The 22,504-nt window shown below is 42.6% G+C and carries 20 protein-coding genes; 16 read left to right on the top strand and 4 right to left on the bottom strand.

Features of this window, described 5'->3' with window-relative positions; all coding sequences use genetic code 11:
* Nucleotides 1-14 precede the first annotated feature (14 nt).
* The 6 genes from I6H64_RS04950 (at nt 15) to I6H64_RS04925 (ending at nt 8,169) form a co-directional block, all read left to right on the top strand.
* The gene (locus I6H64_RS04950) at nt 15-479 is read left to right on the top strand and encodes an arginine repressor (RefSeq protein WP_005916446.1); all 465 of its coding nucleotides are present in this window, start codon (nt 15-17) and stop codon (nt 477-479) included.
* A gap of 212 nt (nt 480-691) precedes the next feature.
* Nucleotides 692-2,839, top strand: coding sequence for a PBP1A family penicillin-binding protein (locus tag I6H64_RS04945; protein ID WP_056985018.1), 2,148 nt, complete (start codon nt 692-694; stop codon nt 2,837-2,839).
* Between the two features lie 63 nt (nt 2,840-2,902).
* On the top strand, nt 2,903-3,247 hold the full coding sequence (locus tag I6H64_RS04940; RefSeq protein WP_002831341.1) for a YlbF/YmcA family competence regulator: 345 nt from the start codon (nt 2,903-2,905) through the stop codon (nt 3,245-3,247).
* A 177-nt stretch (nt 3,248-3,424) separates the two neighbouring features.
* Nucleotides 3,425-4,636 (top strand): metallophosphoesterase family protein, encoded by a 1,212-nt coding sequence (locus tag I6H64_RS04935; protein WP_008841439.1) that lies wholly within the window; start codon nt 3,425-3,427, stop codon nt 4,634-4,636.
* Between the two features lie 2 nt (nt 4,637-4,638).
* The gene (locus I6H64_RS04930; RefSeq protein ID WP_008841438.1) at nt 4,639-7,206 is read left to right on the top strand and encodes an ATP-binding protein; all 2,568 of its coding nucleotides are present in this window, start codon (nt 4,639-4,641) and stop codon (nt 7,204-7,206) included.
* A gap of 15 nt (nt 7,207-7,221) precedes the next feature.
* Nucleotides 7,222-8,169, top strand: coding sequence for a 3'-5' exoribonuclease YhaM family protein (locus I6H64_RS04925; RefSeq protein WP_008841437.1), 948 nt, complete (start codon nt 7,222-7,224; stop codon nt 8,167-8,169).
* Between the two features lie 232 nt (nt 8,170-8,401).
* Here the strand turns inward: I6H64_RS04925 and I6H64_RS04920 are convergent, their stop codons facing one another.
* From I6H64_RS04920 to I6H64_RS04910, 3 genes are all read right to left on the bottom strand, one after another.
* The gene (locus tag I6H64_RS04920) at nt 8,402-9,295 is read right to left on the bottom strand and encodes a peptidylprolyl isomerase PrsA (RefSeq protein WP_036685286.1); all 894 of its coding nucleotides are present in this window, start codon (nt 9,293-9,295) and stop codon (nt 8,402-8,404) included.
* 105 nt (nt 9,296-9,400) lie between these two features.
* Entirely contained in the window at nt 9,401-9,763 is a 363-nt protein-coding gene (locus I6H64_RS04915; protein ID WP_056985017.1) for a hypothetical protein, read from the bottom strand.
* 1 nt (nt 9,764) lies between these two features.
* On the bottom strand, nt 9,765-10,196 hold the full coding sequence (locus tag I6H64_RS04910) for an HIT family protein (RefSeq protein ID WP_008841434.1): 432 nt from the start codon (nt 10,194-10,196) through the stop codon (nt 9,765-9,767).
* A 142-nt stretch (nt 10,197-10,338) separates the two neighbouring features.
* Between I6H64_RS04910 and I6H64_RS04905 the strand changes: the two genes are divergently transcribed.
* Genes I6H64_RS04905 through trmB form a run of 3 tightly spaced genes read left to right on the top strand, consistent with a single transcriptional unit; the run spans nt 10,339 to nt 12,918 of the window.
* Nucleotides 10,339-11,076 (top strand): ABC transporter ATP-binding protein, encoded by a 738-nt coding sequence (locus I6H64_RS04905; RefSeq protein ID WP_008841433.1) that lies wholly within the window; start codon nt 10,339-10,341, stop codon nt 11,074-11,076.
* Nucleotides 11,069-12,268: an ABC transporter permease gene (locus I6H64_RS04900; RefSeq protein WP_036685281.1), complete on the top strand. Its 1,200-nt coding sequence runs from the start codon at nt 11,069-11,071 to the stop codon at nt 12,266-12,268. The genes I6H64_RS04905 and I6H64_RS04900 overlap by 8 nt, the downstream gene beginning before the upstream one ends.
* An 11-nt stretch (nt 12,269-12,279) precedes the next feature.
* Nucleotides 12,280-12,918: a tRNA (guanosine(46)-N7)-methyltransferase TrmB gene (gene trmB, locus I6H64_RS04895; RefSeq protein ID WP_002831357.1), complete on the top strand. Its 639-nt coding sequence runs from the start codon at nt 12,280-12,282 to the stop codon at nt 12,916-12,918.
* Between the two features lie 78 nt (nt 12,919-12,996).
* Here trmB and I6H64_RS04890 read toward each other — a convergent pair whose 3' ends face one another.
* Nucleotides 12,997-13,323: a PepSY domain-containing protein gene (locus tag I6H64_RS04890; RefSeq protein WP_002831359.1), complete on the bottom strand. Its 327-nt coding sequence runs from the start codon at nt 13,321-13,323 to the stop codon at nt 12,997-12,999.
* Between the two features lie 81 nt (nt 13,324-13,404).
* Here I6H64_RS04890 and ytpR point away from each other — a divergent pair, with 81 nt between their 5' ends.
* The 7 genes from ytpR (at nt 13,405) to coaE (ending at nt 22,504) form a co-directional block, all read left to right on the top strand.
* The gene (gene ytpR / locus I6H64_RS04885; protein ID WP_005916483.1) at nt 13,405-14,040 is read left to right on the top strand and encodes a YtpR family tRNA-binding protein; all 636 of its coding nucleotides are present in this window, start codon (nt 13,405-13,407) and stop codon (nt 14,038-14,040) included.
* A 16-nt stretch (nt 14,041-14,056) separates the two neighbouring features.
* On the top strand, nt 14,057-16,135 hold the full coding sequence (locus tag I6H64_RS04880; protein WP_056985015.1) for a DNA translocase FtsK: 2,079 nt from the start codon (nt 14,057-14,059) through the stop codon (nt 16,133-16,135).
* A gap of 43 nt (nt 16,136-16,178) precedes the next feature.
* Entirely contained in the window at nt 16,179-17,495 is a 1,317-nt protein-coding gene (gene murC, locus I6H64_RS04875; protein ID WP_036685279.1) for a UDP-N-acetylmuramate--L-alanine ligase, read from the top strand.
* Between the two features lie 14 nt (nt 17,496-17,509).
* A complete protein-coding gene (locus I6H64_RS04870) occupies nt 17,510-18,280 on the top strand; it encodes a Bax inhibitor-1/YccA family protein (RefSeq protein WP_008841427.1) in 771 nt (256 codons plus the stop codon).
* A 98-nt stretch (nt 18,281-18,378) separates the two neighbouring features.
* Nucleotides 18,379-21,036: a DNA polymerase I gene (gene polA, locus I6H64_RS04865; RefSeq protein WP_008841426.1), complete on the top strand. Its 2,658-nt coding sequence runs from the start codon at nt 18,379-18,381 to the stop codon at nt 21,034-21,036.
* Between the two features lie 15 nt (nt 21,037-21,051).
* Nucleotides 21,052-21,891, top strand: coding sequence for a bifunctional DNA-formamidopyrimidine glycosylase/DNA-(apurinic or apyrimidinic site) lyase (gene mutM / locus I6H64_RS04860; protein WP_008841425.1), 840 nt, complete (start codon nt 21,052-21,054; stop codon nt 21,889-21,891).
* The gene (gene coaE / locus I6H64_RS04855) at nt 21,884-22,504 is read left to right on the top strand and encodes a dephospho-CoA kinase (protein ID WP_008841424.1); all 621 of its coding nucleotides are present in this window, start codon (nt 21,884-21,886) and stop codon (nt 22,502-22,504) included. Before mutM ends, coaE begins: the two co-directional genes overlap by 8 nt.

The following is a 22,504-nucleotide window of genomic DNA, read 5'->3' as shown; positions in this document are numbered from 1 at the left end:
GACGGGGATGAATTATGAAAAAAGACGTACGACGCGAGAAAATTTTAGATTTAATTAACGAAAAACCGATTTCTACGCAATTGGAATTATTGCAGGCACTGGCGGATGCGGGGATTAAGACAACCCAAGCAACCCTTTCGCGAGATATTAAAGAAATGCACTTAGTTAAGCAGGCCGACATTACGGGTGCACTAACGTACCGGGTGATGGACTCCAAAGAGCAAATTGAGCCGGACAATAGTCCTATTCGGGAAATTTTTCAAGAGAGCGTGACTAAAATTACGCAAGTCCAGTTCATCAACATTGTTAAAACTGAGCCTAACCACGGAAATCGGGTGGCAGCGGTGATTGACGATGCCGATATTGAAGAAATTCGGGGAACGCTTGCCGGATTTGATACGTTGGTAATTTTCAGTGCGGACGTTGACGAAGCTACCGTTTTAAATCAAAAATTAAACGAACTAATGCAAACTAACTAAACAACGGGAAAACCTCTCAAATTCTTGAAATTAGCAAGCTTTAAGAGAATTTACTCTTAAGATGAAGATTCGGGCTAATTAACGGGATCAACGAGAGGCTTTCTCGTTTTTACTTATTAAGACCAGTTTAAAAACCTTCCATAGGTAAAGGAAACCTTATAGAATATGATAAAATACCAACAGTATCGTAATCTGTAATGAGGTAATATTAAATGGAAAATTTTTGGAATGCGATTAAAGTATTTCTGCAAAAAATTGGGGGCTTTTTTAGCTGGATTTGGCAAAAGATTCACCCATTTTTACACAAGTACTGGCATCGTTATCAATTAACCCGCTGGATTATCGTGATTGTTTTAGCGGTTATTTTTGTCACCAGTGCAGTTTTAACGTATCAAGCCAAAACTGCAAACGTTAAAAATTTAAAAGCGGCCTTATCGCAGCCAACGTTAGTTTACGACAAACATAATGAAAAAGCGGGGAGCTTATATTCCCAAAAGGGAACTTGGGTAGATTTAGATAAAATTTCACCTAACGTCCAAAATGCGGTAATTGCTACCGAAGATCGCAATTTTTATAAGGAATACGGTTTTTCGGTGAAAGGAATTGCCCGGGCCTTCGTGATGTACGGCATGAATAAGGTGTTGGGGCGCAATTACATTTCCGGTGGTGGGAGCACGTTAACCCAGCAGCTGGTAAAGAACGCCTTTTTGTCCCAACAGCAGACCTTTACGCGAAAGGCTAAAGAGTTATTTTTATCAATTGAAGTGGAAAATGTTTATACCAAAAAAGATATTTTGGCAATGTACTTGAATAACGCCTACTTTGGTAATGGAGTTTGGGGAGTGCAGGATGCATCTGAACGTTACTTTGGGGAGAGCGCTGCCGAATTGACGGTTCCGCAAGCCGCCGTGTTAGCGGGAATGCTAACTAATCCTAGTGCATATAACCCGGATGACCACCCTAAAAACGCACTTTCTCGACGAAACGTGGTCTTAAACTTGATGGCAGAGACGGGAAAAATTTCGGATTCTCAAGCTAAAAGCTATGCGCAGACCCCGATTGTCACGTCTAATAACTACTCCAATGAAGACGGTTATAAGTATCCCTACTACTTTGATGCGGTGATTGACGAAGCAATTAACCGTTACGGCCTGACTGAATCGGACATCATGAACCGCGGTTACAAGATTTACACCTACCTGGATCAAGGTAGCCAAGCGGGAATGCAGGATACGTTTGATAACGCGAATAATTTCCCAAGCAATGCTACCGACGGTACTAAGGTTCAAGCAGCTTCGGTAGCGGTTAATGCTGATGATGGCGGAGTGGAAGCCATTGTTGGGGGACGTGGCGAGCACGTCTTCCGGGGTTATAACCGGGCAACCCAAATTAAACGGCAACCGGGCTCAACGTTGAAACCAATCGCGGTGTACGCGCCGGCGCTCGCTAGTGGTTACCGGTACAGTTCAATTTTGGAAGATAAATTGCAATCGTACGGGACTAACCACTATAAACCGGAAAATTACAACAACCAGTATTCTGGAAAGATTCCGATGTATCAAGCGCTTGAGCAAAGTAAAAATGCGCCGGCCGTTTGGCTATTGAATAAAATCGGGGTTGATAAGGGATACGATTACGTTAAGAAATTTGGCCTTAACCCGAGTGAGGACGACAAAAACCTTGCCATGGCTCTTGGAGGGTTGACTAAAGGGGTATCCCCAATTCAACTCGCTTCGGCATACACGGCCTTCGCTAACGATGGAAACATGTCTAAACCACGTTTTATCCGCAAAATCGTGGATGCTTCTGGAAAGACAATCGTTAATAACACCCCTGAAAAGAAACGGGTAATTTCCAAGAAGGTCGCTAATGAGATGACCAGCATGATGCTGGGGGTTTATGGTGATAGCGCTGGAACTGGGTACGGCGCGGAACCAAGCGGCTATACAATTGCTGGTAAAACTGGTAGTACCGAAGCCGATACAAGCGGGAATTCGGAAGCCACCCGGGATAAATGGATGGTTGGCTACACTAAGGACGTGGTGGTCGCTACTTGGGAAGGATTTGACGACACCAATAAAGACCACCATTTGGAAAATATAACTGGTGTAGGGATGAACAGCATGTTCAAAGCCGAAATGAGCGAAATTCTACCAAATACCAAGGGCACGACGTTCCAAGTTAAATCTGCGTCATCGTTAGCAAACAATAATGGCAACAGTAGTGCAGGAAATCTTTGGGATAATATTGAAGATGGAACTTCTTCCATTAAAGACAGTATTTCCAAAGGTGCTAGCGGTGTTAAAGAAAAGGCTGGCGAACTTTTCAAAGACGCGAAAAAGTTTATCATGGGGCAGTGATTCCAGTATTAAAAATTAGTTCTAAATGATATAATTGAACTGTTAAATCAGAGGAGGCGCACTATGACTGTAAACATTTATGATACCGCAAATAAAATGGAACAAGAGCTCCGTCTAACCAACGAATACCAAAATTTGAAACAATCTTTTGAAAAAGTTCAACAAGACGAGAACGCAAGTGCTTTGTATAAGAAGTTTCAAGATATTCAAAGTTCGCTTCAACAAAAACAAATGAACGGCGAAGAGTTAACCGAAGACGAAATTAAAAAGGTTCACGAAGTCGCTGGTGAAATCGAAAAAGTGGACTTGATTAAAGACTTGATGGATAAAGAGCGGAGTCTTAATCAGTTGATTAATGATGTTAATCAAATCATCATGAAGCCGATTCAAGAGTTGTATCAAGGATAATTCTGGGACGGCAACGTGATGTTGTTCATTCGGTAAATGGCTGCGTAAGTAGTAGGCCGATTTAAAATTGGTAATGATAATAAAATGAAAAAGAGGCTGGAAAAGAAATTCCTTGATTAAGGATACTTTTTCCAGCCTTATTTTTGATAAAAGTAATGCTGATAAGGGGGACAAAAAATGAAGTTTATGCACGTAGCGGACGTACATTTAGGTAGCCCGTTTCGGGGCCTTAAAAACATACCGGAACGCTTACGTAAGGTAGTGGTTAATTCGACAAAATCGGCTTTTGCAAAGTTAGTGCAGACGGCCATCGAACAACGGGTTGACTTTGTTTGCATTGTGGGCGATCTATTTGATAATCCTCGTCCTGATATTGACACGTTGAGTTTTGCGGTGGACCAGTTAGACATACTAAACCAAGCCCAAATACCAGTCTTTTTGAGTTACGGAAATCACGATTACCTTAACGCTAAAATTCCAACAACTATCTTTCCAGAAAACGTCACAATATTTGGTCCAGAAGTGGAAACTAAAAAATTAACGACGACGGACGGAACGATCGTGGGGTTAACTGGTTTTAGCTACGCCAAACGGGCGGAAGTAACTTCGCGAATTGAAGAGTACCCAACTAATGACGGACAATTTGATTTTCAAATTGGTCTTTTACACGGGAGTATGGATGGGTTACATGCCAGTGAAGCAAGGTACGCGCCGTTTACCCTTAGCCAATTATTAGATAAGAATTACGATTACTGGGCTTTAGGACACATCCACAAGCGCCAGATTTTGCACGAGGATCCCGTAATCGCTTATGCTGGAAATACGCAGGGACGACACATTAATGAGACTGGGGCGAAAGGTGCCAGCCTCGTTACTTTGGAACCTAACCAAAAGGCTAAGGTAGAATTTGTCCGTAGCGACGTGGTGGAATGGCAGAGCTTGACGGTGGCTGTTGAAGAGGGGGCGGACTTTCAGAGCGTATTGGGCAACATCTTACAAAAGGCCGGCACCATTACGTCCCCTTCTTTTAAATTAATGAGTGTTAGTTTAGCTGGAAGTAACCATTTGGCACCCGAAGTTTTGGAAGAATTAAGTAACGGCCTGGGACTATCCCAGCTACAAAAGCAATTAGACTCCGCTGAAGAGTGGGTATACCGCATTTTACTGAAGGTGGATGAGCAAACGCCAGTATTTTCCGAATTGGACCGTACTTATTGGCACCAGGCCGCTGAACAGGTTTTTACGCCTAAAACGGTTCAAAAGCAACTGGGGCGGCTAATGGAGTTGGATTTTATCGCCGAAGCTTACCAAGCCGATTTTAATCCAGAAGAACTCCGCGAACGAGTTGAAATTATGCTACAACAACGCAATGCGCTGGGGGATGATTAACGATGAAAATTAAGCGAATTGAAATCTATGGATTTGGTAAATGGCAGAACGTGACGTTTGATTTACAAAACGATTTACAAGTGTTTTACGGGCTTAATGAAGCCGGAAAATCAACCCTGCGACAGTTCATTTACAGCGTCTTCTTTGGTTTTGCCCAAGGAAGGGGTAGTAACAAATATTTGAAATACGTACCCAAAAAAGGACGTGGTTCGGCTGGATATGGCGGGGCTATTGAAATTGACTACCAAAATCACCCGTATCGAATTGAGCGCGTGAAGGGAAAAAATGGCGGTACGGTAACCATCAAGGATTTACTTGATCAAAGTACGGTTACTAACGATTTCTTAAGTGAGATGTTGGGCCCAATTGACCAACATACATACGAACGTTTACTAGGTTTTAACCAAAGCGACTTAGATGATTTTAACGACTTGGGAAACCGGGACGATTTGCGTCGCCATATTTTACGAATGGGCGCCGTGGGTAGTGAAGAATGGATTCAATTTGAAAAAGATTTAAAAAAAGATGCTGATAAAATGCATACGGCTAGTTCACGGACCCGCGAGCTAGATAAAAAAATTAAGCATTATGAAAAAGCTAAACAGCATTTACAAGATGACCGTGATCAATTACCGGATTACCAAAGTGCAAAGGCTTTAGAAGATCAAAACCGCGCAGAATTACAAGAAATCCGGCAGCAAATTAGTCAATTATCCAAGCAAACTAGCCACCAGCAAAAATTATTAGACGCGTGGAGTAACTACCAAAAAATCACTACGTTACGGCAAAGAGTTCAAAAGGCATCTAAAGCTGATTTGCAATTGGATTTAGGACAAATTAGTCGACTAGCGGATCAAATTCGGAAAGTAGAGGAAAATTGCCAACGGACTCAGCAAAAGCTACAAAACTTGCCGCCTTTAGCGCAGAAAGCGGATGATTTAGATCAGTTAATGGATCTGCAAGCTAAACTACCGGTAGCTAAGGTTAATCGGGATGAATTAGATAAAGCACAGCAGCAACAAACCGAATTAACCAACCAACTTGCCGAATTACAAGAGAATAATTCGGTCGACTTAGGTAGCGTGGAACCAATGGATTCTGCCACCCTTAAGCAAGTTAAACAACTTTTGCAAGAACAAGCTCAAGCGGCTGCTAAGGTTAACCAGTTGAGAAGTGTGCCGTCACGGCAAACTGCGTCAACGAACAAGTCGACTAACGGTAACCTGATTTGGGGCGTGGGAGTTGTTTTAGCGGCGGTTGATTTCTTCTTACCGGTTAACGCAATTATTAAGCTAATTTTACTAGCCGTAATTATTTTGGGAGCATACGGGGTGGTTAAGCAAGTTGATCAGCCTGCCCAACCAGCAGACAATGCGGTGGACGATTTGCAAACCGCGGAAGCAAGTGGGCGGCAAATCGATGAAAAACTTCGCCAAATTGGTGTCCAAACTGGTTTTGACGTGGTTCCAGCGACGGAGTGGGTATTTTTACAAAACGAAGTGGTGAACTATCGCCAGCTCGAACAACGGTTGGCTGAACTTAAACAACGGCAAGCGGTTTTACGGGGGAAGCTTGCTGATTTTTGGCAAACGGCAAAACCAATCTTACAAATTGACGAAGCCCAGTCCCAACCATCGCTAAACGAACTTACCAAATGGGTGACCGAGCGAATTCAGCAAATTCAACAACAGCAAAGCCAAGTGCAGACTCAGAAAATTTTGACGCAAAACTTGAACGAGCAGCAGGCGGAATTAAAACAATTACGAACTAAATTTGCGCAATTTGCAATTCCGCCACTGGATGATCATTTTGACGAATGGCTGGCGCAATTAACTGAAGCACAGAAACAAGCGGTCCGGTTACGTGATTTAGAAAAAACGGTGGATCCCGCAATTCAGACGGAATTACAAAAGTATCCGGAACTTACCGAACTACAAGCGCAACAAAGCAAACTAACGGCCGAATTACAGCAATTAAAGGCCCAAGAACAAGCGCTAGTGGATGAACGAACCCAGCGAATCGGGGAATTAACCGGTTTAAAGAACCAAATTGATATTTTAAATGAACAACAAGCCCTTGCCGAAGAAGAAACTGAGCTAAAAGATTTAATTGATGAGTGGTTAACGCTACAATTAGGGGCAAAGTGGGTTGATGAAACCCTTGGAGTGGCTACCAAAGGACGACTGCCCTTAATTATTCAACAAGCCAACGAGTACTTTGCTAAAATTACGAACCAACGTTATCATCAAATTGAATTTGATAATGACGATGCTATTCACGTGGTTGATCAAAATGGGCAAGCTTATGAATTAGGGGAACTGTCTAAAGGAACTTTGGAACAACTATATATTTCCATTCGTTTTGCGTTTATGCAGGCGTTTGCGGATACCGTGGATCTGCCAATTATTATTGATGACGCTTTTGTAGCCTTTGATGACCAACGTTTAGCGGAAACATTTGGTTTACTTAAGCAAATTGCTCAACAAACCCAGATTATTTACTTCTCGGCCAAAAAAGAAGTTTATCAACTGGTAGACCAACGTAACGTAGTTGATCTAAACGAAAAATAAGGGAGGAACGCAGGTTTGACTAAAAAATTAATTGATTTTCAAAATGACGAAGAAATGGAACTTTTTGTCCTGATTAAAAACGCCGAAAAACGGGTGACCAAGACTGGCAAAGACTTTATCTCGCTCGTTTTCCAAGACCGTTCTGGTGAAATTCGGGGGAATTATTGGGATGCAACCGCCACTGATTTTGAACGATTTCAATCTGGGCGGGTGGTTCTTCTAAAGGGGAAACGTGAAACTTATAAGGGAGCTCCCCAGGTTAAAATTATGGCAATGCGTCTGGCAACCGAAGAAGAACCTGCCGACCCCACGGCGTACACTGAAAAAGCTCCGGTTTCGGTGACTGAATTGCGGGAAGCCTTTGCGCAATTAGTATTTGAAATCAATAATCCGGATTGGAACCGGGTGGTCCGTTACTTACTAAAGAAGTATGATCAGCAATTCTTTGATTTTCCGGCGGCTAAGTCGAATCACCACGCTTTTGAGGGAGGATTAGCTTTCCATACTTTATCAATCGTTAAATTGGCCAAGGCGGTTGCACAGCAATATGAAAATATTGATCAGTCGTTATTAATTGCCGGCGCAATTTTGCATGATTTAGGTAAAACCATCGAACTTTCTGGACCGGTTGCTACTCAATATACGGTGGAGGGGAACCTTCTGGGGCATATTGTAATTATTGACGAAGAGGTAGTGGAGGCTGCTCAAGCACTGAAAATTGATCCGAATGGAGAATCTTTAGTGGTATTACGTCATCTGTTAGTTTCCCACCATGGATTACGGGAATACGGGTCACCAATCGAGCCCCACATGCTTGAAGCAGTGGTGCTTCATTCGCTAGATGACCTAGATGCCCAAATCCAAATGGTCTCGGGAGCTTTAAAGAATACGGATGAGGGTCATTTTAGTGAACGAATTTTTGGAATGAATGGACGGCGGTTCTATAAGCCACAAACTAAGTAATTGGGTTATTTGATAGTACCGAGCTTATTAATTAAGATCAGTGGATCCAAAAGTAAAAAACGCTTCTCAAGAAATTTAAAAATTCTTGAGGAGCGTTTTTAGTTTAGCGGATTAAGTTTCAGTTCAGGCTCTTTAACCAAAAATCGGCAACTACGCCAGATTTAGGTATAGTCGCCGATTCAAGTTAGGGTTCCCAAACTACCAAAAGTTTGGGACACGCCTTGTATATAAACTATTTACTGCTTGTCGATGAAGATGAAGAACTACCTAAGTAATCATCTAAGACGTTCTTAAGGTCTTTATCCTTGATAGTAACGTTGCCCTTCTTAAGTACCTTGGTGATTACTTTGCGGAGGGTAGCACTATCGCTCATGTCTTCATTCCAGATTCGTTCTTTTAGTTCTTTAGTATGGTCGGACATCTTGCCCTTGGCAGGTTTGTCGATCATCTTAATTACTTGGTAACCGTATTGAGTCTTAACGGGTTTAGTAGTGTACTTACCTTCGTCAAGCTTAAATGCGGCGTTCTTAAAGTCAGAATCTAAAGTAGTGTTAGTGTCATCGAATGGCGCAATTTTGCCACCCTTATTCTTGCTTGATGAGTCTGTAGAATACTTCTTAGCTAATTTAGCAAAATCCTTACCGTCGTTAAGTTGTTTAATAACGTCTTCGGCAGTTGATTTCTTAGAAACTAAGATCTGCGCTACAGTAACCTTTGGTTGGTATGACTTCCATTCCTTCTTAAGGTCTGAGCTACTAATCTTGTCGTTGTCCTTAACGGCTTCTTTCAATAACAAGTTCGAACGAATTTGTTTGCGAAGGGAAGCTTCGGTCATGCCGTTTGAAGCTAAAACATCCTTGAATGAAGAACCGTATTGATCCTTATAAGTATTGTATTGTTTATCAACGGCTTTCTTAGTAACCTTATCACCATATTGTTTTTCAAGAACTTTATTAACAATCATTTCTTGTAAAACTTGCTTACCGTTTGAAGTGTCCTTCAAACTGCTGTAATACTCATCTTGAGTAATTTTACCACCTGAAGTAGTGGCAACCGTCTTGCTACCACACGCAGCTAAGGTAAAAGCCATCGCAATGCTAGCGAATCCAAGTAAAACTTTTTTCATTAAATCCACACATCCTAACAATAGTATTAGTTAAACTCAGCACCTATCATAACATAATTAAGGTTTCGATAAACTTTTTCGGATAATCTTAAGAAAAAATTTGGCTCATTTTCTTTTTTTAGCAACAACTTCCTTTTGCACCTGATTAAGTTCATTACTGAGATGTTTTTGCAGTTCGTTGATTTTTGCCATCCGAGGTTCGAGTTTGTATTGAAAACGGTTAACCGATTGCTGAATTTCGTTAAGGGTCTTTTCACTCTTTTTTAGTTCAACCTTCATTTGAGCCGTGTTTAAACGTAGACTTTGGAGAGCGTCTCCAAAATCGCTAATGGCTTGAGCATAATTTTTTACCGAATGCTTTAAATCCCTTAAGAAGTGGGGGTGTTGGCTAACGTATTTAACCGTTTGCCAACCTACCCAAGAACCTACAATTCCTTTTAGCCAAGGGTGCCGCTTGTTTTTTGCCATGTTATTCACCTAATTTATCTTTAATTTGATTTTGAATTTTGGTTAATTGAGCTTCATCGTAGTGACTACTGTTGTCCACGAACCGCATGCCAAAATCATCATGGTCGGTATAACGAGGAACGAGGTGGAAATGGGAATGGAAAACACTTTGGTAAGCAATTTTGCCATTATTGTTAATGATGTTCATTCCCTTAATATCTGGGTTACTGTCGCGAACGGCTCTAGCAATCTTAGGTATTCTGGAAAATACGTCGGCTGCAAGCTGAGGGTCGTAACTAAAGATATCCGGCACGTGTTTTTTGGGGATTACCAACGTGTGACCAGGGGTTCCTTGCGAAATATCTAGAAAAGCCTTTACCACGTCGTCTTCGTAGACGGTGTAACTAGGAATGTCGCCAGTGATGATTTTACAAAATACGCAATTTTCGTCCATAAAATTACCTCCAATACAAAACTTGTCTTATACAGGCTAATTATACACGAAAATTGCGTAATTGTGCGGATTGACGACCGGGTTTTCGAGCGGGATGTGGTATAATCGATGAGAGATTTTTAATACGATTGGGGATTATAAATTGACGCTAAAGATTGAGCATTTGACCGGTGGATACACGCAAACGCCAGTCATTAAAGATATAAATTTAGAAGTGCACGAAGGCGAATTGGTCGGCTTGATTGGGTTGAACGGCGCCGGAAAGTCAACCACCATTAATCACGTAATTGGTTTGTTGCAACCCATGCAAGGAACCATCAGTTTGAATAATATCCAACTAAGCCAGCAACCGGCAGCTTACAAAGCACAGTTGGCGTACATTCCCGAGATGCCGGTCTTGTACGACGAGTTAACGCTAAAAGAGCATCTAGAACTTACCATTAAAGCTTATAACCTAGATGAAAAGGTCGCGTGGAAGAATGCCATGGAACTTTTAGAAAAATTTCGTTTGGCAAATAAACTCGAATGGTTTCCTGCAAACTTCTCAAAAGGGATGCGCCAAAAGGTCATGATTGTTTGTGCGTTCATGACTGACGCCCGGCTTTTTGTGATTGACGAACCTTTTTTAGGGTTGGATCCGTTAGCCATTGATGACCTGCTAGGAATTATTAATGAAAAGAAAAGACAGGGAGCAGCGGTACTAATGTCTACTCACGTGCTTGATACGGCAGAAAAATACTGTGACCGGTTTGCTTTGCTTAACGAAGGGCAGTTAAAGGCGGTTGGCACACTGGGTGACTTCCAAACGCAGTTTAATGCTCCCACAGCTAGCTTGAACGATATTTATTTGTCGATTGCAAAGGGTGAGCGTCATGAGTGAATTGTGGCAGCAGCGAGCTAAAACTTACCAATCTGAAATTCTCAAATATTTAAAATACGTATTAAATGATCATTTAGTTTTAGCCCTGTTATTTTTTGGGGGCGGCTTAGGGTTAGCGTACGCTAATTGGCTGAAAACTTTACAGCCTCTGCCAAATTATGGCCTGATTTTAGTGGCGACAGTTAGTTTTTTGCTAACTTTGCCTGGGCAGCCAGTGCTCTTGCTTAAAAATGCTGATCCGGTATTTTTAATGAGCCAGGAAAAAGATATTTCTGCCTATTTAAGGAAATCTTTACGTCGGACGTTAATTTCAGTTTTAATTCCGGTTGGCATCGGTATCCTGTTGCTTTTTCCACTGTTAGCTTTGGCTTACCACCAATTATTCTTGGTGGTGGGGGTCATCCTAACAGTTATATTAGGCAGTTTTACCAACGTATTAATTCGGTATCAAGGTTATTACTTTGCAGGACCGCGGTGGGACCGGAAAATCACGTTGCTCATTGACGCGATTATTGTTAGCTTAATCATAAGATTCCCTTTAATAGCCGCGGTGCTTATGTTGGGATGGTTAGTATTAGAATGGCAGCGCCTAAACCGCCTCATGGAAAAGGGCAGTTTTAATTGGCAGGCGGCGGTCGATGCGGAACAAAAACGAATGAGACGGTTATACCGCTTCTTCAGCTTATTTACCACCGTGAAAAATTTGCCCGTTAAGGCTAAACGACGTCGCTATGCCGATGGTTTAGTAAAATTTTTGGCAGGAAAATCATCAATGTTTTCTTACTTATACTCAATTATGATTGTCCGGAGCGGTGACCTAGGAAGCTTGATGATCCGGCTCTTAATTGTAGGTATGCTAATTGTTGCGTACAGTGATCAGGAATGGTTGAAACTGATGGTGGGCGCGTTAACCACGTATTTAATCGTGATTCAATTAGTAGACGTTTACCGGCCCGTTCAGGCAAATTCAATGGTGCAAGTGTACCCCGTTGATGCAGAAATGGCACAAAAGGGCTTGTTATCCGTCTTAAAAAGAATCATACTATTAAGCGCGATTTTATTAACGCTGGCCGGCTGTGTGACTAATTGGTCGCTCTCGTTTTTAGGATGGGCAATCGTGGTCCAAGCGATTACGGCCTGGTTGCTAACTCAGTGGTTAGTACCACGTTATATTAAAAAAATACACAGATAAAAGAGGTAATTATGCGAGTAAGAAATAAACCGTGGGCTCCCAAGTTGATTGCGGAGCACCCTGAAATGGTTGTTGAAAATGGACAGGCTTATAAAGGAAAGTGGCATGAACGTTTTGCTAAGCAACAACCACTCTGGATCGAAGTGGGGACTGGTAAAGGGCAGTTTATCATCAACATGGCTAAAAAATATCCCCAATACAATTTTATTGGGATTGAAATTCAAAAGACAGTGGTGGCGATTGCGCTAAAAAATGCCTTAGCAGAAGAACTCCCTAATTTACAATTTTTACATGCGGATGGCGCAGAATTAACCGATTATTTTGCAGATGGTGAAGTAGACCAGCTCTTTTTGAACTTTTCAGATCCATGGCCAAAAACCCGGCACGAAAAACGGCGGTTAACTTATAAAAGCTTTTTGAAAGTTTACGAACAAATTTTAGTCGAACACGGTAAATTAGAGTTTAAAACGGACAACCAGGGACTTTTTGAGTATTCATTGACTAGTCTCAATAATTACGGGATGATTTTTGAAGGAGTCTGGTTAGACTTACACAATAGTCCCGAAAACGAAGACAACGTTGAAACGGAATACGAGCACAAGTTTAGTGAAAAGGGCCAACCAATTTACAAGTTAGTTGCTCATTTTTAGATTAGGCAACTAAACCGGCAGAGACACAAAAATAGCCGAGAAAATTTTTCTCGGCTTGCTTTGGTTATGATTAAGAAATTAACGACGGTAAATGTCGATAATTGTGCCGGTGTAGGCGTCGGCAATGAACTCGTATTGAATTAGTTCGTTATTTTCGTATTTGGTGATGCCGCCGTAATATACGGAGGCCTTTAGACCATGCCGGTTAAGGGGAGATGGCTTGGACTCGATCCAAGCGCCTTCAACGGGCCCCTCTTCTTCAAAAGAACGCCGGACACGCGCAAGGGCGGCTTGGGGACGAACTTTACGATGTCCCTTAATCTGAGTTGCCACCAACGTGCCTACGGCGAACGAAGCTAAAGCGGTGATGGTTAGTGCAGTTAACGCAGATGTTTTAGATGACATGAAAACACTTCCTTTTCCATTAATTCTAACATTAATGGGAATGGTTTGAGAATTAAAAAGTAATATTTAAGGAGAATTGAGATGTTAGTAGCTAGTTATAATCCAAAAACAATGGGAGATATTTTAATTACCATGGTTAACCCTGACGCGGAAAAGCAGGCGGTGGAGCAAAAGGATAACGTAGTGCGGATTTTTGACGCCGATAGTAATGTTACCACCGGATATAATTTCTTAGAAGTTAGCAACGTGTTACCCGAGTTAGATGGCCACGGACCGGTTACCTTAACTGCCGCGCAAGTTACAAAGCTAAATGAACAGTTGCGGCAGGCAGGTTTTGCAGATGAATTGGTTGCTGACGAAAGTCCTAAGTTCGTGGTTGGGTACGTTAAAACGGTTAAGCCGCACCCAGATTCCGATCACCTTCAAATTACCGAAACCGAAGTCGACAATGGCGAAACACTTCAAATTGTTAGCGGCTCGCCGAACATGAAGGCTGATATTAAAGTTGTAGTGGCTAAGGTAGGCGCCATGATGCCAGATGGAATGATTATATGGCCTGGTGAACTGCGCGGTGTTTCTAGTGACGGGATGATTGCTTCCGGACGAGAACTGCACTTAAAAAATGCACCTCAGAAAAAGGGTGCCTTAATTTTACCAGATGATTTTGAAGTAGGAACGGCTTTTGATTTCGCAAAGGGAAATCATATTTTTGACTAATAAGGGAAGGATTTAAATGGTTAAATACGATGGACCGGCTTTTTTTCGCAAAAAAGGCCTCAAAATGGACGACCATTCGGTTAGAAAACCAACGGATTCAGCGAAAAGGTTGAAGTCGGATCATCCATTTACGCCCGCAATTCAGCAAAAATTGGCGCAAACGCAAGCCCCTGACACCGAAGCGAGTGATCTCAATAGTACAGTTAGGTCTTCAGCACGTTTGGAATCCGAATCGACTAGTTTGGTTGATAGTCGACCTGTACGTCGATTCCGGTTGCCAATTAGTAATTACGAATTAACTCGGCGACCTTTACCCAGATTGAATCAAGCCAAGCGCCAACTAACTAGTCGCCAAGAGTTAAACGACCCGGTACTTGATGAATCGGCGGCCAGCGATTCTGACACTACGACTTCGCGCGAGGAGCAAAGTCATTCATTAGCAAGCGCTGCTCCGGGAGCACCGGAAACTAAGCCGGTTACTCAATCGACCGCTCCGTCTGCAGCAATTCCGCCGGCTTCGGCGCAACAATTAGACGAACGGGCAAAAATGGCTAGTGTAACGTCGAAGAGTTTTACTCAGCCGGTGGAAGTACCTAAAAAAGTTACTAACCCAAGGCAAACGGCATGGGAACCCGCTCGTTCGGTTAAAGAACCACAAATTCCAGTAGCGCAAGAAACCACTAAACAAATGCTCGGGTATCATTTTCCGAGTTTAGACCTACTACCGGATCCTGTCGTTCAAAACGGAGATGAAGACCAATGGGTTGCCGACCAAGCGCAGCGGTTGGATGATGCGTTAAACGCCTTTGAAGTTACCGCTAAAGTAGTCAACTGGACGGTGGGGCCAACCGTCACTCAGTTTGAAATTGAACTTGGACGCGGAGTTAAAGTTAACAAAATCACTAATTTAACGGATGATTTAAAGCTGCAATTAGCGGCGCGGGATATTCGAATCGAGGCCCCAATTCCTGGGAAAAATACCGTTGGAATTGAGATTCCTAATCCGCATCCGCGGCCAGTTCCGCTTAGTGAAATTATTAAATCGCCTGTATTTCAAGAAAGTAAATCTCCACTTACGATCGCTCTAGGGGTCGATTTATTTGGTAAACCGCAAGTCTATGATTTACGGAAAATGCCGCACGGATTGATTGCTGGTGCTACTGGTTCTGGTAAAAGTGTGTTCATTAACAGTGTATTGGTATCCTTACTATATAAGGCAACTCCGCAAATGCTGAAGTTGTTGCTGATTGATCCGAAGGCCGTTGAAATGGCACCGTATAACCGGCTGCCGCATTTACTAGCACCGGTCATTTCGGATCCTCAAGCGGCAGCTGCCGCATTGAAGTGGGTCACCAACGAAATGGATCAACGTTACGAACGCTTGGCAGCTGCTGGAGCCCGTAACTTAGAACAATTTAATGAAAAGGCCCGTCGCGCAGGAGACGATGCTAACCAAATGCCATACATTGTGGTGATTATTGATGAATTAGCTGATTTAATGATGGTTTCGGCAGCTGAAGTGCAAGATTACATCGTGCGGATCACCCAGAAAGCGCGGGCAGCGGGAATTCATTTGCTGATTGCTACCCAGCGACCTAGCGTGGACGTGGTCACGGGGTTAATTAAAAACAACATTCCAACCCGGGTGGCGTTCATGGTTTCTAGTCAAGTAGATTCACGAACCATCTTGGATCAAAGTGGAGCGGAACGGTTACTTGGACGAGGAGACATGCTGTTCCTTGGTAACGGAAAGAGCAATCCGGTGCGTTTACAAGGAGCATTTATTAGTGACGCAATTGATGATATTGCTGATTTTGTTCGTGAACAGGCGGCGCCGCATTATGCATTCAACCCAACCGAACTGAAGGAAAAGAGCGCGGAACTAAATAGCACGGACGAGTTGATGGATGACGTCCTTGAATACATTGCTCAAGAAGACACCATTTCAACTTCAAAATTACAACGGGTTTTCTCAATTGGATATAACCGGGCGGCAACGATTATTGACCAGTTAGAGGAATCAGGATATATTTCGGCATCACGGGGTTCTAAGCCTCGCGAAGTTTTTTATCACCCAGAAGAAAATGATGATTAATATTGTGGTAAACTGAAAACAATTTATTATGGGAGTGGTAAAGGTGGATAAAGATACAATTTATTATTTTATTGGGATTAAAGGGTCCGGAATGAGCTCTTTAGCATTAATTTTACATGATGAAGGTTATCAAGTTGAGGGCTCTGACGTAGACGGCTACGTTTTTACCGAAGACGGTCTTGCTGCGGCAGGCATTAAGGTATTGCCTTTCAACCCGGATAACTTACGTGACGGTTTGACGGTGATTGCGGGAAACGCCTTTACTGATGACCATCCTGAAATAAAACGCGCTCGCGAAATGGGCTTAAAGGTCGTTCGTTATCATGAATTTTTAGGACAATTATTAGCCGCATACACCAGTATTGGAGTGGCGGGGACTCATGGAAAAACCAGCACCACTGGTTTATTGGCTCACGTGCTTGGCGGAGTAGACAAGACTAGTTACTTAATTGGCGATGGTACTGGTAAAGGGGTTCCCGATGCCCGGTTTTTCGTGTTTGAAGCTGACGAATATCGTCGCCACTTCATCGCATACCATCCGGACTATATGATCATGACTAACGTTGATTTTGACCACCCCGACTACTATAAAGATTTGGCCGACGTTGAAAGTGCCTTCCAACAAGCAGCTAGTCAAGTTAAAAAGGGACTTTTTGCTTGGGGTGAAGATGCAAGCTTACGGAAATTGCATGCTGATGTTCCGGTTTATTACTATGGAACTGCAGACAATGATGATTTTCAGGCGAAAAACATCGTCCGGACCACGACCGGATCAGAATTCGACGTGGAACACCGCGGTGAACCAATTGGACATTTTAAAATCAACCTTTTTGGCGAGCACAACGTTCTCAATACGTTAGCCGTAATTGCAGTAGCTTACTTTGAAAAGATTGATTTGGCACTAGTCCAAAAGGAATTACTATCGTATCAAGGAGTTAAACGCCGTTTTTCGAAATCTACGGTAGGTGATAACATCTTGATTGATGATTATGCTCACCACCCATCAGAAATTAAAGCGACCCTAGATGCGGCACGGCAAGAATTCCCAGATAAGAAAATTGTTGCAGTATTTCAGCCACATACTTATACCCGGACAGCCGCGCTGCTAGACGGCTTTGCTAAGAGCTTGAGCCTTGCCGATCAAGTTGTTTTGACCGAGATTTTTGGTTCAGTTCGTGAAGCAAACGGGAAAGTTTCGTCACAAGATTTGGCTAATTTAATTGGTCATGACACAAAGATTATCCATGAAGACGACCTATCTGCGTTAGCAAACCAACACAATGCGGTGCTAGTTTTCATGGGAGCTGGCGACATTTTAAAATACGAAGATGCTTATAAAGCCTTGGTTAAGGAAAAGTAAAAATTTGACCTTTCTTGACTTTAATTGATAGCCTTTTAGTTGCTTTCCTGTTACAATATGGGAAAGATTTAAATGGGGGGATCAATTTGGATCAACAACCAAGAGTAATAAATAATACAATCGGCTTAAACCGATTTTTAACTAAAATGTACGGTTGGATGGCGGCCGCGGTTGCTTTTTCTGGAATCATTGCTTATTTAGGCGCTACAGTATGGCGCCCAGCGGTGATGACCTTTCTAAGCCAAGGGCGGATGGGAATCTGGCTGATTTTCATTGCGCTATTTCTTTTCATGATTTTTGGGCAGAAGACGGCGCTACAAAATCCAACGGTTAGTTTCTTAATGTTGTTTGCGTTCTCGGGATTCTTTGGAATCACGCTTTCCAGCGTGTTTATGCTCTTCAGCATTGGAACGATTGCGGGAGCGTTCTTCTCGGCAGCTGCCGTGTTCGTCGTGATGAGCGTGATCGGATTAACCACTAAACGCGATTTGTCGCGGTTGGGGACGCATTTACTGGCTGCTTTAATCGCAATGGTGGTCGTTTCGGTGATTAACCTATTCTTCTTGCACAGCAGCGCAGTAACGTTCTTCTTTTCCTTGATTGGAATTGTAATTTTTGCTGGTTTGTCAATGTTTGATACGGCATCGATGAAGAATCTTTACTTGAGCTATGGCGACCGGGTTTCCGAAACGGGACTTGCCATTCAAGGGGCATTTAGTTTATACCTTGATTTCATTAACCTATTCCAGTACTTCTTAACCATTTTTGGTTGGAGTCGAGATTAATCAAAAATTTAATTTTCATTTAGAACCGAAGGTCAATCTTATTCACGTTGGCCTTCGGTTTTTGGTATGATTAAGGGAGATAGAAAACGGAGGAAGCTATGGCAAAAGATAAGTTATTGTTAATTGATGGGAACAGTATTGCATTTCGTTCTTTTTTCGCGTTGCATAATTCGCTAGAAAAGTTCAAGAATCCGGATGGACTGCACACTAACGCAATTTTTGGGTTCAATAAAATGTTGGACAGCATTTTAAAACAATACCAGCCCACGGCGGCATTGGTTGCTTTTGATGCTGGAAAAACGACTTTCCGGACGGAAATGTACGATGATTATAAGGGAGGTCGCTCAAAAACTCCGCCAGAGTTATCAGAGCAGATGCCTTATATCAAACAGTTGCTGACCGGATACGGTATCAAAACTTATGAATTACCTAATTATGAAGCTGACGATATTATTGGTACCCTATCGTTAGCAGCGGAACGTGACGATTACGAAGTGGTGGTGGTTACCGGAGACCGAGATTTAACGCAATTAAGTAGTGCAGAAACTACTGTTGCGGTAACTAAAAAAGGGGTTAGTGAAGTCGAAGAGTATACGCCACGCCACGTCAAAGAAAAGCTGGGAATCACTCCTGAGCAAATTATTGACTTAAAAGGTCTAGCGGGTGACACTTCCGATAATTATCCCGGGGTAACTAAGGTCGGCGAAAAGACCGCCCTCAAGTTGTTGAAGCAATTTGGGACAATTGAGAATCTTTACGACAATTTGGATGATTTGAAACCAAGCAAAATGAAGGAACACTTGATTGAGGATCGGGATGCAGCCTTCACTTCGAAGACGTTGGCAACCATTAAGCGGGACGCTCCCGTAGAAATCGGATTGGCGGATTTAAAGTATGACGGAAAAAACATCACCTTTTTACAAGAGTTCTACCAAAAGATGAAGTTCCGGACTTTCTTAGCGGCGTTACAGCAAAATAAACCAACGGAAGAAAAGGTAAGTGAAAAATTAGCGTATCACGTATTAACGAAGGATACGTTACCGGACTTTACCAAATGGGAGAAAGAAATTAACTTCTATTTGGAAATGCCAGAGAAAAATTATCACCTATCTGAATTTTGCGGATTCGCAATTGGAACTGATAAAGAGCTTTGGGTAAGCGACGACGTTGAATTATTACGAGAACCCGCGTTATCTGAAATATTAGCGAACCAAAAGGTGGTCGTAAACGTCTTTGATGGGAAGCGTACTTACGTAGGTTTACATCGACTAGGCGTGACCTTAAATAGCATTAACTACGATATTTTATTACAGTCCTACCTGTTAGATACCAACGATAATTCTAATGATTTGGGGCAACTTGCTCACGAACATGACATTGAAGACATTAAAACCGATGCAGAAGTTTACGGTACCGGAGCTAAACGGGCGGTGCCCGCAAAAGACGTTTTACTAGAGCACCTCGCCCACAAAATTGACGTAATTGGTGAACTAGGGCGGCGCTTGCAAGAAGAGTTGATTAACAACCAACAGGCCGATTTATATTGGAAAATTGAACTACCATTATCGATTGTGCTGGCAAAGATGGAAATTAGCGGAATTAAGGTTGACCGCGAGCGTTTAGGGGCTATGCAAAGCGAATTGACCGAACGGCTTAGTGAGTTGGAAAACCAGATTCATCAAGAGGCTGGGGAAGAGTTTAACATTAACTCGCCTAAACAATTGGGACACATTTTATTTGAAAAACTAGAATTTCCAGTAATTAAAAAGACCAAGACCGGATATTCGACAGCGGTCAACGTCTTAGAGAAACTACGCGGCTACTCGCCAATTATTGATCACATTTTAGATTACCGAACGATCGCTAAAATTAAATCAACGTACGTGGATGGTTTGTTGAAGGTGATTCATTCTACGGATCAAAAGGTGCACACTACCTACCAACAAACCTTGACACAAACTGGGCGGTTGTCATCAACAGACCCGAATTTACAAAATATTCCAATTCGGATTGAAGAAGGCAAGAAGATTCGACAAGCCTTTGTTCCGTCACACGAAGGTTGGCATATTTTATCTTCTGATTATTCGCAAATTGAATTGCGCGTGTTAGCACACATTACGGGCGATCATCATTTACAAGAAGCGTTTAAGAAGGACGAAGATATTCACTCCAGTACCGCGGTGCGGATTTTTGGTTTGAAGGATGCTAGTGAAGTAACTCCTAACATTCGGCGCCAAGCAAAGGCGGTTAACTTCGGGATTGTCTATGGAATTAGTGATTACGGGCTTTCCCAAAATATTGGGATTTCTCGTAAGGATGCCAAACGGTTCATCGACACTTACTTTAAAGAATATCCGGGAGTAAAAAAATATGTAGATGGTTCGGTAGAAACTGCGCGCGAGAAGGGCTATGTAGAAACGATTGCCCACCGGCGCCGGTACTTACCTGACATCCACGCTTCGAACTTTAGCGTTCGGTCATTTGCAGAACGAACTGCGATGAACACCCCTATTCAAGGTAGTGCGGCCGACATTATTAAAATTGCAATGATTAACATGCAAAACGAGTTAGAAAAACGGCAGTTGAAAACCAGAATGTTGTTACAGGTGCACGATGAATTGATTTTTGAAGTGCCTGATGAGGAAATGAGCGTTATTAAAGAATTAGTTCCTAAAGTGATGGATTCCGCAATTAAATTGGATGTTCCGTTAAAAGTAGAAACTTCATGGGGAAATAATTGGTACGACGCTAAATAACGGAGGAATGAATAAATGCCTGAGTTACCTGAAGTAGAAACGGTACGACGCGGATTGGTCGGTCTGGTAGAGGGCCGTACAATTCAACGGGTGGTGGTGCGATATCCTAAAATGGTCACCCCTGAAGCGGACCAGTTCGCGGCAGAATTAAAAAATAAAACAATTGAAACAATTCGCCGGCGAGGAAAGTACTTGATTTTTGATTTCAGTAATCAGCTTTCAATGGTTTCCCACCTCCGGATGGAAGGAAAGTACGCGGTGGTAGACCGCGACCAACCTTACAACAAACACGACCACGTTATTTTTGAATTAGATGATGGACAGGATTTACGCTATAACGATACCCGAAAATTTGGTCGAATGGTTTTAACCCCCACGGGGCAAGAAATGCAAGTCGGGGGATTGAAGACGATCGGACCCGAACCAACGCCAGAAACGCTGACGGTAGACTACCTTACGAAGGCTCTTCGAAGTCGTAAACGGGTGATGAAAAGCTTTCTTCTAGACCAGTCGTTAATTGCGGGATTGGGCAATATTTACGCAGATGAAGTTTTATGGCTAAGTAAAATTCATCCGCAGCGCCGGTCTAATTCACTTACCGATGCCGAAATTAAATTATTACGGGAAAGTATTTTTGCCGAATTAAACGAAGCCATTGCGGCAAAGGGAACCACCGTGTTTTCTTATTTGGATGCTACTGGGCATGCCGGCAGTTTCCAAAACCAGCTGCACGTTTACCATCGCCAAGGATTACCGTGTCCACGCTGCCAAACTCCCATCGAACAAATTAAGGTAGCTCAGCGCAGTACTCATTTTTGCCCGCATTGCCAAGTTTTAACGCCAGAAAATGACTAAGATCCTTGGACTAACAGGTGGAATTGCGATGGGAAAGTCCACCATTAGTAATTTTTTGAGAGATAAAGGAATTCCAATTGTGGACGCTGACGAAATTGCCCACGCAGTTTTGGAATTTAAAGCGGTTAAGGTACAATTAGTTAAGGCATTTGGGACCCCAATTTTAAATGAACAAAAACAAGTTGACCGTAAGCAATTAGGTAAAATAGTTTTTGGGGAGTCAAAAAAACTAGGGGAGTTAAATAAAATTGTCCAACCCGTAATTCGCCAAGAGATCATCCGCCAGTTAAAAAGTTTTACGACGGAGTCCGTGGTCGTTTTAGATGCCCCAGTTTTGTTCGAACAAGGATACGAGACTTTAGTCGATTGCATTATGGTGGTTTCAACAACTCCAGCAGAACAGCTCCGCCGACTGATGGAACGGGATCATTTGACTAGTGAGGATGCTCAAAAACGAATTGACGCTCAGATGCCGATTGAAATTAAACAAAAAAAAGCGGATGTAACCATCGATAGTAGTGGTAGTATTGAAGCCACCCAAAAACAAGTGATAGAATGGCTTGTTAAACAAAATTTACTCCAGACATCCGGAAAGACCGGCGAGGTGAAATAA

Origin of the sequence: Pediococcus acidilactici (assembly GCF_016127815.1) — a bacterium.
Classification (GTDB): domain Bacteria; phylum Bacillota; class Bacilli; order Lactobacillales; family Lactobacillaceae; genus Pediococcus; species Pediococcus acidilactici.
The sequence above is the reverse complement of the archived record's forward strand: the minus strand, read 5'-3'. Positions and strand labels throughout refer to the sequence as shown.